At 50.6% G+C, this 18,752-nt stretch carries 11 protein-coding genes; 7 read left to right on the top strand and 4 right to left on the bottom strand.

Features of this window, described 5'->3' with window-relative positions:
- Window positions 1-13: 13 nt before the first annotated feature.
- The 4 genes from tnpB to AB4N82_RS25310 all read right to left on the bottom strand — a co-directional run bounded on the left by tnpB (window position 14) and on the right by AB4N82_RS25310 (window position 5,029).
- Window positions 14-349 carry an IS66 family insertion sequence element accessory protein TnpB gene (gene tnpB, locus AB4N82_RS25325; protein WP_033951059.1) on the bottom strand — a complete coding sequence of 112 codons (336 nt, stop codon included), beginning with the start codon at window positions 347-349 and terminating at the stop codon, window positions 14-16.
- On the bottom strand, window positions 346-663 hold the full coding sequence (tnpA, locus tag AB4N82_RS25320; RefSeq protein ID WP_079380470.1) for an IS66-like element accessory protein TnpA: 318 nt from the start codon (window positions 661-663) through the stop codon (window positions 346-348). Before tnpA ends, tnpB begins: the two co-directional genes overlap by 4 nt.
- A gap of 558 nt (window positions 664-1,221) precedes the next feature.
- The gene (locus AB4N82_RS25315) at window positions 1,222-3,066 is read right to left on the bottom strand and encodes a hypothetical protein (RefSeq protein ID WP_460103633.1); all 1,845 of its coding nucleotides are present in this window, start codon (window positions 3,064-3,066) and stop codon (window positions 1,222-1,224) included.
- Between the two features lie 19 nt (window positions 3,067-3,085).
- Window positions 3,086-5,029 carry a hypothetical protein gene (locus tag AB4N82_RS25310; protein ID WP_460103630.1) on the bottom strand — a complete coding sequence of 648 codons (1,944 nt, stop codon included), beginning with the start codon at window positions 5,027-5,029 and terminating at the stop codon, window positions 3,086-3,088.
- Between the two features lie 576 nt (window positions 5,030-5,605).
- On the opposite strand from AB4N82_RS25310, the gene AB4N82_RS25305 reads away from it, so the two are divergent.
- The 7 genes from AB4N82_RS25305 to AB4N82_RS25275 all read left to right on the top strand — a co-directional run bounded on the left by AB4N82_RS25305 (window position 5,606) and on the right by AB4N82_RS25275 (window position 18,475).
- Entirely contained in the window at window positions 5,606-7,192 is a 1,587-nt protein-coding gene (locus AB4N82_RS25305; protein WP_460103627.1) for an SAVED domain-containing protein, read from the top strand.
- 46 nt (window positions 7,193-7,238) lie between these two features.
- Window positions 7,239-8,408, top strand: coding sequence for a nucleotidyltransferase domain-containing protein (locus AB4N82_RS25300; protein ID WP_460103625.1), 1,170 nt, complete (start codon window positions 7,239-7,241; stop codon window positions 8,406-8,408).
- A 1,018-nt stretch (window positions 8,409-9,426) separates the two neighbouring features.
- A complete protein-coding gene (locus AB4N82_RS25295; RefSeq protein WP_460103622.1) occupies window positions 9,427-10,551 on the top strand; it encodes a DUF4062 domain-containing protein in 1,125 nt (374 codons plus the stop codon).
- Between the two features lie 5 nt (window positions 10,552-10,556).
- Window positions 10,557-12,326 (top strand): alkaline phosphatase D family protein, encoded by a 1,770-nt coding sequence (locus AB4N82_RS25290; protein WP_134939709.1) that lies wholly within the window; start codon window positions 10,557-10,559, stop codon window positions 12,324-12,326.
- Between the two features lie 447 nt (window positions 12,327-12,773).
- The gene (locus AB4N82_RS25285) at window positions 12,774-15,152 is read left to right on the top strand and encodes an ABC-three component system protein (protein WP_460103618.1); all 2,379 of its coding nucleotides are present in this window, start codon (window positions 12,774-12,776) and stop codon (window positions 15,150-15,152) included.
- The gene (locus tag AB4N82_RS25280) at window positions 15,145-15,711 is read left to right on the top strand and encodes a hypothetical protein (protein ID WP_460103616.1); all 567 of its coding nucleotides are present in this window, start codon (window positions 15,145-15,147) and stop codon (window positions 15,709-15,711) included. The genes AB4N82_RS25285 and AB4N82_RS25280 overlap by 8 nt, the downstream gene beginning before the upstream one ends.
- The gene (locus tag AB4N82_RS25275) at window positions 15,704-18,475 is read left to right on the top strand and encodes an AAA family ATPase (protein WP_460103613.1); all 2,772 of its coding nucleotides are present in this window, start codon (window positions 15,704-15,706) and stop codon (window positions 18,473-18,475) included. The genes AB4N82_RS25280 and AB4N82_RS25275 overlap by 8 nt, the downstream gene beginning before the upstream one ends.
- Window positions 18,476-18,752 lie beyond the last annotated feature (277 nt).

The following is an 18,752-nucleotide window of genomic DNA, read 5'->3' as shown; positions in this document are numbered from 1 at the left end:
TAAAAGGCAGCATTTAAAGCAATGTAATTGCGCCGCCCGCACCGACTCGTTGCCAGGGTAATCCAAGTACCAGCGCCTGGAGTTGTTCGGGGTCGAGTTCGACCTCCGTTCCACGATAGAGGCCTAGCCAATGAAACTTACCTTGGTTCAAGCGCCGTGCCGCCAGCCAGATACCGACGCCGTCGTGCACTAGGACTTTCATCCGATTGGCCCGACGGTTGGCAAAGAGGTAAGCGCAGTGCGGCTTCGCCGCACCGAACACCGCGACCACTCTGGCCAACGCAGTCTCAGTGCCGGCGCGCATGTCCATAGGCTCGGTGGCGAGCCAAATTGCATCGACGCGAATCATTGGGCCAGGCCACGAATGAAACAGGCGCAGCCGTCCGGATCCGAGGCTGGCCATTTTACGGTGATGGATTTATCACCCAGAGGCAGCGAGATCATCACCATCTCTTCTGATGCTCGCCTTGGTACCGTTTTTACCGGAACGAAAGCCGGCAAGGTTGCAGGCGATTGATCCCGGTAAGCCGGTAGCCACTTGCGGATCACGTTAGCATTGATGCCGTGATGGATGGCTACGCTGGAAATTGTCGCTCCGGGTTGCAGGCATTCCTGGACGACCTGGGCTTTGAATGGTTTCGGGTAAGAGCTTCGTTGGCGCATGGAAATCCTTGCGATAAGGGCGATCGCGTCCGCTTAAAAATACGCGGACACCATCGCCCTTAATGCTGGAGTTCGGTAGGTGACTTGGCCGGACGCTTACCTCGCAGTATCCATTGAGGCGGAAGCGCCACACGCAGTAGTGTTTTGGCGCGACTATCGGTCAAGTGAGACGATGGCCGCTGGGGAAGAGAATAATCGGGCACGTTAGTTCCAGCACTGGATGGACGGAATCGATCTCAAGGCAGAAATAGCCGCCTTAGACCGAATTCGGGGGTGGATACTTTAGAGCGTACCCTACAGCAAGTAGGACTGGGCTTGCACCGTTTCGAGTCGGGGCAAAGCATCTGGCGGGGTATCGGGGGTGATCCGCCGCTGGAGGGGAGAAACCGAACGGGTGCTGGTGTAGTCCAATCTGCCGGATTCTGGTAGCAGAGACAGGGTGAGGCGACGCTCGAGATACAGGGCCTAGGCAGCCCGTTTTCAGGTGTAATCCGCCACAGTCGCGCTTGGGCTTCACGAAGCAATAGCAGGGCTGCGTCTCGATCCGTCTGAGTCAAATCAACCCTCATCACTGTCCATGGGTGGTTTGAGATGTAACAAGTGGTGGTAGATGTTCACATCACTCTGATTGATTTTACGTGTTTCCTTATAGTATCTGGCGTTAAAGCTATTTCCCTGTGTTGTTATGAGTTGTAATCCGCTTTTGTAATTATCGTCAAAGTCTCTATAGTCGGATTTCTCAACATGTCTAACATAGGATTCGCACAGCCGTGAGAAGTTTTCCGTAGCGACATAGATCACTACAAATACCGTACTCATACCCATAGAGTTATATCTACCGATCTTATTCAGGTGCTCATCAATTTGCGTTGTGTCGATGTAGTTCCCAAGCCTAAAACCTTCAAATAGGAAAAGCGGGTTTCCCCTTCCATCCCGTACCCAACCATCAGTCTCGCCGACACCCTTACCGCTGCCTGAGCGCCCAGTACGTGACTGATCCGGCATCGTCCAATTAAGAAAACTCATGCGTTGACATACGAGCGATACAAACCAGTCGTTAATCATGTCTTCCTCATCGAGCATGATCGTGCTCGCGGACGCTGGAGCCAATTTTTTGCGCTGGAGATTTCCATTACGTTTCAGTAACTCCCGACCCACATGCTCTACCAATTCGAACAGGTACTCATCAATATTTGTTGTGGCATTCATAAATATTTGACTTTGATCGTATGCGTTCATGTCCTTGATTGTAAGCCATGCAAGACGCAGCTTGTCATGAGAGGAGTCAATCTCAGCATTGAGGATTGGCTGAGGCTTAGTGAGGCCCACGGTGCCGGTGCTCCTGAGGCTATTCTCAATGGCAGCGATTTTCTCTTCTACATCCAGTGGGAAAGATCGATGAGTAATGCGTATCTGTTGGAGATAAGACAGTGCTTCTTCGGCGCTTCTCATACGCTTGAGATACTCTGCCCTCAGTGGAGCTAATTCATAGGCCTTCTGCTGCTGGGGCGATGCGACATTCCAGAATCGTTTGAAATCGTCGAAATGTTCCGTTTCCAAGCAGAGCTGAAGAATGTAATTTAGCTCAACATCGCTGAGTTTGGCGTCGAGATCCGTCTTAAAAGTTGTTTGATAGGTGTCCAGCCAGCGCTTTAAATAATACTCAAGTGGTTCGGGTCGAGCAATGTCAGTGGGCCAAGAGAGCGCTACTTTGATCAAACCCGTCGCGTTCTGTAGTGTCTGTTCTACATCGAGCACACCGCTGAACATTTCCAGTGCTTTGGCATGATCCACAAACATTGTGAGGGAAGCAATCAGGTATCGCTTGAAGCTTTGAACTTCATTGGTGATTTGTTGTTCTTCGCTGGATATTTTATACAGGCATAGTCTATTGATTTTTTCCTCGTCTGGCAGCTTCTTGTTGTCAAATATATCTTTAAGGTCTAGTTTGGCAGATATTTCAGAAGTCTTGTTTTTAAAGGTTTTGTGAGAGTATTTCCTCACGTAGTCTAGATATTCCCTGGCAATTTTCATCTGACCATTGTTAGCGGCTTTCAGGATAATGTCGAAGGCTTCGGGAGTCCAGTTGGTTGCCGCCTCTTCTAGATTACGCTCAGCTATCAGTCCTACTACAAGTTTCTTGTTCTCATATGCAGTCGTACGCTCTAGCATTATAAATAGCGCTCTTAAGGGGGCCTCCCTTCGCCGCAAAATTGCAATTAGCTCTTGAAATTCTTTCGGAGTAAAATTGTTGGCTACATTGCAAACTGTTGGCCAAAGTTTTATAGGGCTGTAGTCCGAGTTATCATGCAAATAATCGAAAATTCCAGATTGCCACTCTGAATAGAAGCCAAAGCGTTCGATAATACCAATGAGCTTACTTGCAAAAATGCGCTTCTCCACTGAGTGCTCTGGAGTGTACTCAGTTTGCGTGAAAAAGTTTCAGTAGCAATCGGGTGTGCATGCGAGCAGCGAATACGGTGTCTCTTTTTTCTTTGGCGGGGTCACCTGAATCGATCGCAGGTTGATCATCAAGAGCACTGATCCAGCATTCGCGCTGCTCGGCTAATGCGTTTATATAGACGTTGAACCATTCAAGCTCATCAAATGCGAGCGGGTCATCAACCGCATTCGTGTCACCATTCAGGCGGTCATGCAGCAGTCCTAGGTAGCTATCGATCAATGCCCCGCATGCATCAAGTGCATGGCTACTCGAATTATGGTGTGACTTGGATGAGGCCAAATCCCAGTCAAGGCACCAGAATAAAATCAGCCACCCTCCGAGGGGTAGATATCGGTCCCCTATACGAGCCTTCTTAAGGTGTTCGTGCGCACGATTGATGAGTATTTGGCGGTGATCCTCTATGAGGTACCTAACTTGTCTTGAGTCATCCAAGTACCTCACGGTGCTTATGGTCTTTTGGAGGCTAGGCAGGCGAGTGTCTGCTATTAACTTGCGACGAGAGTTGTAGTTGATCTCGTGGTTGGCGAACCAGGCGATCATTTCGCAAAGCTGATCTATAGCTTCGGGTAGGGCTGGTAGGCGAACATACTGCTCGTAGCTGTTGTAAAATACTTCAAGAGCTTGAGCCCATACTAAGTCACTCCAGTTCTTCTCATAAGAGGCATATTCTGATATAGGGCGCATGTTCCGCTCTATATTTTCATAAACACCGATCAAGCCAAATTGGTTTGTCTTCGGGTTCGAGAGTAAGAAGCAAAGATAGGGAGGGTGATAGATATCACTGAACAGGGCTCCGACCAATTTAGGGGAGCGATGGGCTAAATCGATTAGTTTCCGGGTGAGAGGGAAGCTGTCTCTGGGGGAGTAAAGGTTATGCTCGCGCTGGAGGATTAAGTGAACTAAGTGCTCGCTAATGCCTCCGATCCCTTGGAATCGATAATGCGTTACATCTTTCCACCATTTTGCACCCTCTATGAGCGTGGTGGGGGGGCTGCTCGCTAGATTGTAGATCATGCTTTCAAGCTGAGAGAAGTCAAGAACCTCACAATAGGATTCCGCTGCTTGGCTCACTTCGTCAGGTTGTCCCGGTCTTTTCCGCACCACTAGAGGAGATGGCTTCTTGATGATGTTGTTAACGCGATTGTGACTGATAGCGACATTGGCTGCGCAGTCTGCCCAGCTATCAAAGAGTGTCTTATCTGCAGCGATATAGTTGAAGGCACAGTCAAGGAACTGTTTAACGTCGATATCTAGATCGAAATCGATTTGGAAGATAGCAATACTGCCAGCGGCCAGCCGCATCCTGGTGATGTAATTGGAAAAAGCAGTATCTGGGTCGACTGAGCCGTCTATCAGTCGTTTCCATAGGAAAGTGCCTACGCCTTTCAGGTCTTCGCGCTTTACCTTCAGCCGATAACCTTCGGCTCGGGATTCAAAGGTATCGCGCAGGAAGGCCAGGTCGATCAAGGTAACGTCTTCTTGGCAAAGTCTTAACTGCAGGGGTTCCCAGACATCGTTGAGGTACCGCAGCTCGTACAGAAGGGTGTGTGCATCTAGCTGATGCCGCAGCTTTGGCGGCATGTCGGGGGTTGAGGGCACTTTGGGCTGTACGGCCAGATAGTCATCCGGGAATGCGATAACGCGGGCCTGTTCAAGCTCCGAGACGTCCACCGGGTAGGCTAGACAAAACTCTGCACCTGCCACTGTTGGCCAGGAATCTCGCCCCTCTAGCAGGGCTGTCACGTTGTCTCGGTTTAGAGGTCTCGGGTAGATATGCGCAGCGTGAATGTAATGAGCGATCCGCTCGTGAAGGGAGTTTGGAGAGGCCACACGCGAAGGGTGCGTGTCTTTGTAGAGCGCCAGTTTTTTCTCCAGATCTTTGATCAGATCATACGAACTCATGTTCTTCCGAAATCCTTGGTGGGTCGCTCACTGCGTCGACGCCTGTGCTGGTAGCTTACTGAACGGTCATGATTTTTTCGATAACGCGAACACCATCACTCGCCCGGCTAGTTGAGCGGGACGCGATTTGGTTCAAGAGATTATCCTTGCGCGTGTTTTACGAAGGCTTTGACGCTGTTACGCAGAATGCCTTGGCAGTCGTCAGCTTGGCCGTTACCGGGTTCGCTGTTTCGCGTGCTGACTCTCAATGAAAGATTGCGACATTTCTAGAGCGATTGAGCTATCTCAAGCCAACATTGCAGGTCGAGATGCGTATTGAAAAATGGGTCCAATTATTTCCCGTTTTTTGGTGGTTGCATGTACAGTGATAGCGTTGTGCGCGGAGCAGATGCAGTTTTTCTTCTTTTTTGCTTGGCACTACATGTTGTGCCATATGGTTTTTATATTGTCATATGTTGTGTTTGTGGTCTGGCGATGGCATATTTTGTCGAAAGCTAACTGATCTTCTCTGCTAGGAGCATGAGCTGAAGAGTTCTGGTTAGTTTCCATGGCCTTGGCAGGTAGTAGGGGTGGTATGTGTCGGTACCTCTTGATGCGATGTATGACCAACAGCTACGTGCCGCGCTTGAGGCATGGCAGCACTCTTCGACAAGTCGCGTGGTTCTGGCAACGGAAACCGGTGGCTGGAGGTTTGCTTTTTTTCGGTTCGACGCAACTACCTCTGATCCGCAAGAAGCCATCACCGGGGATTTCGGAGTTTTATCCAGAGACCTGGTCTTGCAATGGGCAGGCGACAAACAACTCGTCACCAAGCTTGAATATGCGGTAGTGGACGACGTACCACATGTATCTGTTAACACTGAGTTGTTCGCGGCTCTACTGCTCGCATCTGTGCCCGCTAAGGCAACAAAGAAAGCTGTCCAGGCATTTCTGAAGCAGCGCGACGCTCTGCTGGAAGACATGAAGCGCCCCAACCTGCCGAGTGAAGTCATCAATTGGGTTTTCGCAAGGTCAGCCGGGATCTGTGAATTCGAGGGCTGCCCCGTGGAGCTGTTCAGGGATAACTTGAGCAACTACGGGTACTACGGTTACCTCGCCCACATCGTTGCAGCCAAGCCAAAAGGCCCGCGCGGTGATGACCACCTGTCAGCAGAACTGGCGCAGTCACCCTCGAATATAATGCTGTGTTGTGACATCCATCATCGGCTGATCGATAAGGTCGATCCGGATAGTTTTAGCCGGGAACGACTTCAGGGAATGGTCGCCACTAGAGTCAACTGGCGTACCAATCAAGCAGCTACATTGTCTTACCCGATTGTGCATGCCTTGGCATTCATAGGTGATATCGCCGGTCGCACAACGACATACTCACAGCACGATGGCCGACAGGCCCTGTTGGCCGCGCACCTTACGCCTGTGAGCGAACGTGTGGCCGAATATCTCTTACGCGATGCCCAAGGCGGGAACGATGTAAACGATCCCGGATATTGGGCTAACTTCTTGCGAGTTTTCCGGGCACAAATTCTCCACATCCATACCGCGATCAGGGGCGATGGTGCGTTCGGCACTCAAGCGCAGGAGCTCGCAGTCTTCCCACTGGGCAACATGCCGGCAATGCTGCTAGGCGGGTGGTTGGTGGGAGAAGCGAGACGAGTAGAGCTGTTTAGCTTCCGACGTAACCCGGGAACCTGGGTGCGCCCTGACGATTCCGAGCCTGCTGTGAAATTCGAGTGGACTAAGCCCCCAGACGTGAAAGTTGGCTCGCATGTATTGATCACGCTGGAGATCACCTCAGAAATCACCGATGCAGCGCTAACGGCGGAAATGCTGAACATGTCCCGCATACGGATATTTTCCACCACCTATGGAGTTGATGTTGTGGCACCCAAAGAGGCGATGGAGAGATTCAGAAATACCTGCCAGGAAGCATGGGCATATGCGGTTGATGTGCTCCACGCCTCAGAAATTTCAATTTGTACGATCGCCCCTGCGGCGGCAATTTTTGCTCTCGGCATGAAGCTCCAGTCGCGTTTGCACCCGCGAATCCACATGTTCCAAATGGCTCCTAAAGCCTTGCCGTTCCACGCCTTCACTTTGGACAGACATGCGATTAGCGTGCCGCCGCATGCACCTGGCAGCGTGCTCCAGTTGGATGCCTGCTGAGTACAAGCAACATCTTTTCAACATTACCTTCATGAGGGCTTTCCACATGGATATCGAAGAACGCAGCTTGCTTGTCGCAGTAGAGGCTTTAGAGCTTCCGCCTAGTGCTTATGAGAAAGCGGTACAGCGGTATAAATCACTGGGCGAGTGGTTCAGCCGACCTGAATCAACCGTCGCCACGAACGATCCCCACATTTTTGTTCAAGGATCGTTCGCTTTGGGTACGGCCATCCGTCCGTTGCTTGCTGGAGAGAGCTACGACTTGGATCTATCGTGCAAACTGAGGGAGGGGATTTACCCGCAGACTCACAGCCAGTCGGATCTGAAGGAGTTGGTGGGAATTGAGTTGGAGGGGTACCGCGAAGCCAAGCGTATTCAGGAAGCTCTGGAAGAAAAGAATCGGTGCTGGCGTCTCTACTACCAAGATGGGGTCAGCTTCCATATGGACGTTGTGCCCGGAGTTCCCGTGGAGGAAGGTAGGCGCCAGGAGCTGGCTATCACCATGGAGAGCTTTGGCGTCAAGCAGGTGCTAGCTCAGGACGTTTCTAATCTTGCAGTCTACATTACCGACAAACGCCGTCCAGATTATAAGGACGTAAACGCTGGCTGGATGGTCAGCAATCCGGATGGTTACTGCAAATGGTTCGAGTCCAAGTCAGAGCCAGTTTTTGAGAAAGGATTAGTCACGCTGGAAGCGCAAGTCGATGAGGTCCCATTTTATCAACGAAAGACAAATCTTCAGCGGGCAATTCAATTGCTCAAGCGTCATCGTGATGTGATGTACCGTGACAATCCTGACTCAAAACCAATTTCAGTCATCATCACCACGTTGGCGGCGCAAGCCTATCAGCCAGGTGGCTCATTGAAGGAAGCCGTAGCCTCGTGCCTCGCCGCCCTTAGTACCTTTGTGGCCAGTAATTCCGACACTGTGCCGAACCCGGTGAACCCTAAGGAGAACTTCGCCGATCGCTGGAAGATGCCTGAGGGGGAGAAAGATCGATTGAAAGAGCACTTCCACCTTTGGGTTCGCCAGGCTCTTCAAGATTTCAAGAAAATCAGGGATCTGGATGGGCAACGTCTGGTGGAGCACATCGAGGATTGTTTCGAAACGGCGACCTCGACCGCCGCTCTGGGCATTGCGTCAGCACAGCCTCAGGTCGCTGCCCCTGCCATTGTAGTTTCTCAGCCGCCTCGTCCTTGGGTTAGCAACGGTTGATTAAGCATGATTCGATGATCGAATCATTTTTGGCCGACTACCCGCGTATGAGGTTTAGGCCGACGGTGGACGGAACGATTTCACTTGTCGGCCGATTGCCATTTTCTGCGTCAGCTGCGGGGCTTCCCGATGTAACTGACGAGTACCGGATACGGATGGACATCGTTGATCCGTTGGACAAGGCGCTTCCTGTCATCTACGAGACTGGAGGAAGAATTTCATCTGCCAGAGACAATCACGTAAATCCGGATAGCTCATTGTGCCTAGGATCACCGCTTAGCCAGCGGCTGCAGCTGGGTGCCACACCGACGCTTACTCGGTTTGTCGAGCTGTGTTTGGTGCCATTTTTGTATGCGCAGTCGTTAAGGGAGAGGGGCATTGCTAATTTTCCTTTCGGGGAGCTTGCACATGGTTCCCAGGGGCTGATCGATGACTACAGGATGATATTTGGAGTGAAGGATACTGGCGTCCTCATGGGATTGCTTGATCTGCTTTCAAGGAAGCGCAGAAGGGCTAACAAGCTACCGTGTCCATGTGGGTGTGGCCGTCGATTCGCTTGTTGTAGGCTACATGCAACTGCACATCGAGAGAGGGCATCTCTGTCTCGATGGGATATCAAGCGAGCCTATAAAGAACTTCAGGAACAAATTTAAACCTGATTCAATTCTGAAATATTGGCTCGACCAGGTGCCGTTTTTAGCGCCAACAGTTACTGTCAGAAGCCATGCTCTCAGGGTCGGAGCTATGCATAGATGATTCGCTTTCAAGTCATGAGGGACCGGTAATCCATAGCCAAAAGCGGACGCTCAGCATAAGCAGCATCGCGTACTAAATGCGACCTAACATTTAACTCACCTGAGCCGGGCAAGTACGTCACCAAATCGGCGCCCAATAACCGGGCAGGTGTTTAGGCACCGCCAATCGGACGTGTCTGTAGCAGGTAATCGACCACTGCCAACGCCGCGTCTAATCATTGATCAAAGAATTTTGAAGCCTCGGAATTGGGGCAGGAGAAGGGATGGCCCAGTCAAAGAGAATCAAAGTAATGCTGTCCAGTCGTTGTAACGACCGCTTTCCCGCGGACAGCGATCAAACGCTCAGCAATATCCGAGAGCAACTTAAACGTGAGATAGAGGGAACGAAGCTATTTGGCAAACAGATATTTGAAGTTTGGATTAACGAAGATGCACCTCCCGCAGACGGAATACAGGACAGCTGGGATGCCTGTTTGCAAGCCGTGAGGGATTGCGACGTGCTACTGGTGCTGTCCAATGGCAATGCCGGCTGGGCCAGTGGTGACGGCGACATTGGTATTTGCCATGCGGAGTACATGGAGGGACTAGCCACTACTCGGGGGAAGGTGCGCTTCATCGCTATGCCAAATATCCCAGCAGGCGATGGCCAGGTAGCTGAGACAGCACGTAATCAGCGCTTCCAGGCCTTTATTGCACAACAGACACCCTTCAGGGGTGGAATGGTCTCAACCGTTGAGCAATTGCGTAGCCGCGTCCAGGAAGCGCTTCTCGATGCGATGGTCGTTCTGACCCAGCGTGGTGTAACCGCTGCGGCTTCGAGCCGTTTCGATATGGGCCAGGCGCTGGATTGGACACGGATGGACTTCCGTCAGCGCAAACGAGCGATGGAAGCGGTGTTACTGCAGGCGCTCAATGGTGGCAAAGTTCCTGCTAGCGAAGCGTTCGCCATTGTTCCAATTGCTGGAGTGAATGTCGTTGTGTTTGTCCATGCAATCCCGGCTGCGTTCACGGTTGCTGCTGCGCGTGAGCTGGTGGGTAAGCCTTTTCTGCGTGACCATGAGCATGCTGATCTGTTGAAAGGTGCAGAAGGACCGTTGCATTTAATCGCCTGTCACCGTGGAGCGACAGAGACTCAGGCCACTGCGTTGTTAGGCTTTCCTGATGCTACGGTTGTCAGCGGTTCCTTCGGTATTTTTGTCGCTGATGATGTACAGAAAGTACAGTTTGCTTTCCTGGCCAACTGTCGCGATGCGTCGCAAACGCGCCATGCGCTCCAGCGTTTTAGGGAATGGTTGGATCAAACAGGTGAAGCGCAAATTCTGGCCAAGAGAGCCGCTTCACGCGCCAAGATTGTCAAAGTTATTGCCGCCGAACTTGAAGGGAGATAACAGGGATGTCAAAAGCACTTTTTACTGTGGGGCCCGTGTTGTCCTTCCGAGGCGTCAGCAAAACCGGGCAGTGGCAGGTGACCGCGTTAGTCGGAGTTGTAGCTGGCGCCGCATTTCCTGTTCTTTCTGTTGACGGCCAAGCTTGTCCGACGCCGAAGGTTTTGCTGGAGCGTCCGAAAGAAACCATCCTTCGTTACGACCTGAGCTGTGATCAGCAGGCGCAGGAGCGAACAGTAAAGTTTGGTGTAGGGCAGGAAGGGCCGCAATGGCAGTTCTCCATTCCCGGTCGAGACTATGCCCCAAGAATGGCCTACGTCTCTTGCAATGGCTTTTCGGACCCTAGTGGGATGCGCAAGTTGGTGCGCCCTGAAAACGCCGTCTGGGCTGACCTGATCAGCAATCACGACAGTGACTTACGTGCTGCAGGTTACGTGCTGGACAAGGAACAGCTTTGGCACGAAGGACGAATTCATGACAAGGGCTTGAAGCGGTTCCAATTGCTGCTGATGGGGGGCGACCAAATTTACTTTGACTCGATTTGGGAGGATGTGAAGTCCCTCAAGAAATGGGTCGGACTGTCGCGCAAGGAGCAATTGGCGTTCAAGGTAAGCGCAGCGCTGGAGAAAGAGATCGAGTCCTACTATTTCGGGCTCTATGCCAATCGTTGGCTGCCAGATACGCGGCGTGACTGGGGGCACCCCAAGCCGAATCTTGATGCCGCTGATGCGATGGCGAGAATTCCTACGGTGATGATGTGGGACGACCATGACATCTTCGACGGTTGGGGGTCTTACAGTCCGGCTATGCAGCACTGCGAGTTGTTCCAGGTGCTGATGCGTCATGCGCGCAAGGCGTTCTGGGTGTTTCAGTTGCAGCATGCCCTTGATGATTTGCCGCCATTGCAATTGCTCCAACGTGCAAACGTTTCCCAGCAGGACCCACAGTATGAGCCGGTGCAATGGAGTGCTCGATTAAATGGAGATCGATTGGCCTTGCCGCTCTTGGATGGTCAACCGGGCTTTAGTTTCGGTTATCACTTGGGGCCGGTATCGTTGTTTGTTGCTGATCTGCGCACTGAGCGTTCACGTACCCAAGTACTGGGGGCCGATACCTGGACTGCTATGCAGGCTTGGCTCAACACGCTCCGTGACGGTAAGCCTGCTCATCCGGGAAGCAAATGTCAGCACTTGATCTTCATGTCCTCGGTTCCGGTCGCGCACCCCAAATTGTCGCTGGCTGAAGGGTTGCTCGATACGTTTGGGCAGGATCATGTGCTCGACAGTAATGCTGATGACCTTAAGGATCATTGGTCGCACGGGGATCACGAGGGGGAGCGTAAGCGACTCCTGGAGTCGCTGACTCGAATTGCTGAGCAGAGAATGCTGCGTGTATCCATTGCTTCTGGGGACGTGCATGTCGCGGCCTGGGGCAGTTGCTACCGAAGGGATATTCCGCCAACGTCGAACTGGGCGCAGATTCAGCAATTTACTTCGTCAGGTGTGGTGCATCCGTCGTTGATTGGAGTGGCCGAACGGCTTTTTCTTCAGCTGCTGAACCACACAGCCAGCAAGGTCCAGTCTATCGATGTGCAGCACTGTGTCGAGATGATGTTGTTCCCGGGTTTTAATCGCTATGTGATGCCATCCCGGAATTGGTTGGCGTTTGAGTTGGACATGGGAGGCGAGACCGGTTGCAAGCTGTGGGCGACCTGGCGTTGTGAAACTGAGGCAGGTTTTTCCAACCATCTGCAAGCGGTGCATCCGGCTCAGAAATAGAGCTCCTCATTTGCATAGCAGTTAAATCTTTCATGATGGCGATGCTCTGTAAGCGTCTGACGTACTTTCCCCTCTGTCGTCCCAGAGGTGCTGTACAGTCGAAGACAAGTGCATTGGTGCTAAGGGCCTCGCCCTCAATTGACGTTGTCGCTCTAGGATAGGTCTCGCACATGCAGTCAGGCGGGATAAAGCGACAAGCGAACATGCGATCGTCTGGTAAGCACTGATGCTCCCGTTTACTATGATGCCAGTTTGGCATCGCTCCTCCCTAAAGCCATGCTGCCGGGACATGGGGGTGCATTGGTAAATGGGAGGGAGCCCGCTGCCGGCGCTCAGTCGCGTCTGATCTCCTCCTGAAGAAAAAACCTGGTTGTCAGGCCGCAAGGCCTGATCAGCGCGAGTCGTGGGAGTTCACGGCATGGCCGATTCGATGCGTGGAGCAAGATTTTGACGATTCCTGATGAGATATGCTTTGACGAAGAGCATGAAGACAAGCTTCGAGAGAGTAACTCTAATACGCCAGATGTCTTTGCTTTCGACTGTGGTCAGCTTCCTTTTGAATCAATGGGCGACCATCATTTCGAGTTGCTGCTCGCTGATATTTACCGCGATAACGTTGGTGAGAAAGACTTCGATTGGTATGACGAAGCTCGGCGTCTAAACGATGGTGCTGACCAAGGGCGTGACGTCATTCTTTTTAAAGACTCTGTCCCGGTAGGTGTAATTCAGTGTAAGCGTTTGAAGTCAATCGTAAAGCGAGATGCAATCATCCAGGAAATATGCAAGTTTTTCCTGTATGCACATATTCGGCCTCAAATCGCGTCTCCAAAAGGTACGCCTTTTAGATATATATTGGCTGTTGCGGATGGCGCGGCGATTGATCTCACGGAACTCCTTGTTAACAAAGGGCGGCAGCGATTCGTCGATCTTCGTGATGTCTTCGAGAGAAAAGCACTAGCAGCATGGAAAGCTTCGGAAACGCTCAAAAAACATCCGAGTTTGAAGGATCTCAAGAAGGCGCAGCTATGCGATCTAATCTGGGAACGGATCGATGACCTTCACACAAGCCTTCACAAGAAGGACGACTTGTCGAGTTTAGTTGCTAGGCATCCTATAATAAAGTCCACCTACTTTAGATTGGAGTCAGATGCTGCTCGCATCACTCAGGAAATAAAAAATCTATTTGAAAGTCGTGGGGTTAGTTTCGTCAGCCAGGATGAGAAATTCGTTAAGTCCATTAGAACTGAGTATTTTGATTCTGACTTCGGTGATCACAAAAGCTTCAACATCTCTCTGATCCAGGGCGCTGAACTGCTACCTTTTCTTCGAGGTATGCTATGCCCGTTGAATGGAACTATAAAGACCAAATTTGGCTCTCGACCGGTGGTCGTAACGGCTGGAGCACAGGCGGCTATTCCAGCGGATTGGGATGAAATTGATCGTTTAGTCAAAGATTACCCTTACTCTCTTATTTTGTTTTTGGGGTGTGGCGAGGTTGGAGGTGAGCAATTAATCGCTTGGCGGGAGTCTGACGATTTCATATCAATTGATCCTAACTTGCCAGCTGCTGAAAACCGCTTCAAAGGCGGCTGGTGCTGGGTTTCGGATCCAGACCAAGGGACATACAAATGTTATGTTTTGGTCGAAAATGAAACCGGCGATCCCACGTTGGATCACGGCAGTATGTCGCTTCGGCTTGCCTTCAAGGACGTCATTATCTGGCCAACCTTGGGTAATGATTTCACTAACCCGCTGACAAACTCACGCTCTCAATTGCGAAGACTCATCGCAAGCCACAGCGAAGACTCAGCAAATCGACAAAATTTGGTCTTAGCCTCTCAGCATGTGGCCAGTGTGAGCAGCGTGCTTAAAGCTGCTTCCGACTACTACGGTCAACGAGCTTCTGCGGTGATTGGGATCGCCACGGCCAATAGTGCAAAACTGGCAAAATGTGATGCTCACATGTGGAGCGTCACCGGAATATTCCCGGGTACCGACAATGGGCTTTCTACCCGGTCTTCATTGCGCTTGATCGATCCCGCCGGCAGAGTCATGCGCCGCAGCTCCAGCGGTTTGCTTATGTTCTGTTTGGACTGGACTGCAGAGCCGATTCTCAAGCTCGTAAAAACTCAACGCCTGGTCGCGGGCCAAGTCGTTGATGAGCTATCTCCAGAGTCATTGGAGTTTCATGAGCTTTTTGATCGGCATCCTCCCATAGACGGCTATCTCCCGGCGGTGCTTAACGAACGAAATAGTCTCAATGCGCTAGTGCAAAATGGTGTGCTCACGGACTGCAAAGGATTTAGCTATCGGGCGTGCTATGGGACAAGAACAGATAAAGAGTTCTCGCCAGAGGATTTGTCTGCTGCAGGAGAGAGCGTTATGCGCTCCATTGATGCATTGAGTTTCATAAATCTTTCGCCGTTGAGTCAATGGTCGGTAGTGACTCGTCATGATGCACATATTAGCTACAGTGATCCCGTATTGGGGGAGGTAAGCATAATGGCGTGGTCGAGCTCTGATTATGCTGTTCGTGATATGGAGGCGCAGCTTTTCGAATGGGCGAGGCAGCCTAGTGCTCACCCCAGTTTGATTGTGTTTGCCGAAGGTAGGGGGAGTATAAAAGTACCTAAGCCTAGTCATGGTCGATATGACATCACCGTCACACCGCCAGTGCACCGCTCATTTACTGATACGGTGGTTCCTCGAAGTGTTTATCTTTTTGACTTGAGGAAAGTCGAGGATCAGTGCCTTCCAGATGCCGATAAAACAGCAGAGGAATTCATGGAGGTTGTTATGCAGCGCAGGAATGAAATAGATGCTTAATCAATTGTTGGAAATCATGAACGAAAGAGCTTCGGATGCTCAATTTCAACCTGTGCCTGTTGAGCAATTCATGGTTAGTGACGATCAGAAGTGGACTCACGGTAAAGCTCCTGGTCAACTCGGCTATTGGGAGTCTGAGTTCGCCTCGGTACTTTTGGTTGACCTGACGAATAAGTCGGTATCCGACGTTGAGCAAATGGCCAAGCGTGCTGAAAACTATTTAGACGCGCGTATCCTGCAGCGTGAAAGGAAAAAGCCTGTAGTTGATGGTTACCTTGTGATGGCGGTATCTCCAAGCGAAGAGATACAAGGTTTTATTCTGACAATTGAAAGAAATACTTTGTTTGTGCGCAAGCATGTTGTCGTTCAGGGTGAGTCTAAGTGGGAACGATGTGAGCGAATTACTCCGATAGGCCTGAGTCGATCGGAAACTCCCCCGGTCAGCCCGCCTTACACTCCGGATGATATGGACGCGAAGGGGTTGTTGGACGCGCTAGAAAACATGGGTAGTAAAGATCTTGCTAAGCTTCACGGAAAGGAGTGGAATCTCAATGAATAATCTCCCAATCAAATTCCTCTCTGTAGAGGTCAATAACTTTAGAGGCATTCCAGGCCAACTCGTAATCCCCTTGGACGCTCCCCTGACGGTGATTTATGCAGCCAACGGTACGGGCAAAAGTACGATCTGCTATGCGCTAGAATGGCTGATTACTGGAGAAGTAGAAGATCTAGATAGCGAACATATCAAATGTGAGTGGGGGGAGGGTGAACCACGTGTCTCTGCCACCTGCCTCATAGGGGGTATTCCCCATGAGATGAAACGGGAAAAAAGTGCCTTCTGGCTGTCCAGAGACGGAGGAAAATTCGTTAAATGCAGCGAAGAAAAGCTGCTCTCTCTGCTCACTCCTGAGTCGATCTCTGGAAGGACGACATATGCGGCCAAAAAGGCAAAGCGTGGCTGGCTACGTAATAGCCGCTGGTTGTATTCGAATTCCCTTTCGTTGCTCATCGATAATAATCGTGCTGAAGACAGGCAGCAGATTTTTGCTGACATTCTAGGCTTTGGGCACATCACCAGTACCCTTCGCGACCTGAAGGATTACAGAGGGGCATTGCCCAGTACAAGAGGGCTTCAGGATAATATTCAGCGCCTCAGTAATGATATTGAAGAAACTGAGCGCAGACTAAAGGAGAGTGCTCCAGGTAGTTCTAAAGCAATCTCCAATCTGAAAGTCGTAAGTGATCGCTTCGGCCTTTTGTCAAGTGGTGCTAATTTTGTCAGTGAACTGCGAGAAGCCAAATTGCGGGTGCGCATGTTTGAGCAGCGTGCACAATCGCGTTTCCAAGGCCTGACAGATTTGCAGAGCCAATGGGATAATTATCATGCATCACTGAAGCAGGTCGAGGTTCTTCGTCGCTCTATCACTGAGCTCACCACTGAAAACTTGAGCCTTACGGAGCAGCAAAGAAGTAATGCTGATGCATTGAGTATTGCGAATATAAAATACGGTGATGGCGAGCGCTCGGTAGCCTGGGCTAAAGAAAAACTGGCGATTTTTAATAAGTGGCAGTCCATTGTTTCGGTTTCCAGTGTTTCTGAGTACTTCGCACAAGAGCCAATTACCCAGTCATCACTATTTGGCAATTTCGTTGAGCTCAGCTGGGTAAAAACGAAACAGATTGAGTGGCGTAACTCTCTAGACGTTTTAGTGGAAAATTCGGATAAAATCTACAAGCTGGTGCAGGAGCAGCGACGCTTAGAGGCAAGTTATGTATATCCGCCTGTGGATCTACAAGGTGCTGTCAATGCTGAAAAGATCGCGAGCGAGGAGTTGATCCGTCAGAGCGCTAATTTTAATGCGTATGCCAATACAGCTGAGCGGTTAAGAGAGTTAGGCATTGAGTTGCTTAATTCTACCGATAGCCAGCATTGTCCTCTTTGTACTCACGACTGGAAAGACTCAAAACGTCTGCGAGATTCAGTTGCCGCCAGTGTGAGTTTGACTCCGGTATTGAACGAAGCTTCTGAGAAGCTCAATGTTGCTAGAGCCAATGCTAAAATAACGAGTGCGGCGCTTGCTAAGACAAAAGCTGAGCAATTCGCCCATGAGCAGTACGTCAATCAGCTATCTGCATTAAAAAATGAACTTTCCTCGTTTGAGGGGAAAACTAATTATTTAAATATTATGCAAAAGCCAGACTTCTCGTCTCTGGACGTGAAGGATCTTGCATACCTGAAAGAGCGCATTTCGGCGGCGATTGATCTGGCGGGCATATTTGATGAGCTGCAAGAGCTTGAAAAATTTTTCTCTTTAATCCCAAGGGTGGACTGCGCTGCTCGTATTGAAGATGTTAAGAATGCTATAGAGAAATACTCGTCATACTATCAGGGCCAAATGGATGAGTTCAGCCCTGAGCGAATTAGACTTGATAAGATCGTGAAAGATCTGTCGGCTGCGATCAAGGAAAAGACAGCACAGATTAACTCCTATGCTGCTAGTGTGTCAGCTATGTCTGCATCCATCGATCAATTTACCAGGCTTTGGTCTGAAACCGTCGAAGGCGCTGACATTAGTCAAGAACGGCGTCTCGCTGCGCTTGAGGAGGTCGAGCTTCATCGTCGGCAGGCGAGTGACTATAAGGCATTGCTGGATGAGTGTGATATTGTGGCGAATATTGACTCTGACGCTAGTGCACTCAAAAAGCTCCACGAGGAACGCACCAGGTTCCAAGCAATGTTGGACGTGGGAACAAAATACATTCTTGATGCTGATCGAACTATTGAGCAATATGCGTCTCATGTAAAATCGCTGACTTCTGCAAGTTTGGATGTCCTGCTGGCCCCAGCCGGCGAACTGTTCTCGCGCATGCATGCGAACGAGGTTTACAAGGGGTTAGGGGTATCGCAGGGTACGGATCATTTCCACTGGACAGCTTTCGCGGATGGGCGCGAAGATGGACTCGATGCGGAAAGCAAGTTCAGCCAAGGTCAACGACAAGATCTTGCGCTTTCGCTGTACCTTGCACGTGCTCGTAATACCGGCGGGAGCTTCTTCCTAGACGAGCCTATAGCCCACTTGGATGATCTAAATCGGGTCGCGATGCTGGATATCTTCCGGCTTGTAGCCACTTCAATGCCAAATATGAATCTTGTACTTACGACCGCGAGTGAATCCTTGGCCCGCCACATGGCTCAAAAGTTTTCAAGCATTAGCGATAGGCACCTGCTAAACATGATTCACTTAGAAGGGAATCCTCGTACTGGTGTAGAAATGTCAGTGGTAACCAATATATCTAAATCTGTTATTGTTTCAGCGGAATAGGTTTTCGCTTTGGTAATCAAAGGCCCTGTTGAGTTCGGCAGGGTCATTTATAGATGGGTGACTTGATGCTGGTCGTGCAGGGCGTGGAAGCTCAAAAGTTTACTATTGGTCTAACACGTTCATCAACGTCCAGCTGCGCCACCTTATTCTCGGCCGCCTTAGCAAGTTTCTCAAAACCATGATCTTTCCCTTGTGCTGCTCGGTTGAGAGGTGGCGGGACGGTTTTGCGCTGAGCTTGGATGAGCTAAGCTTCATAGCTTTTAGCTTGCTTACAGAG

Source organism: Pseudomonas sp. H1_D04 (assembly GCF_054683855.1).
This window is presented reverse-complemented; position numbering and strand designations above follow the sequence as displayed.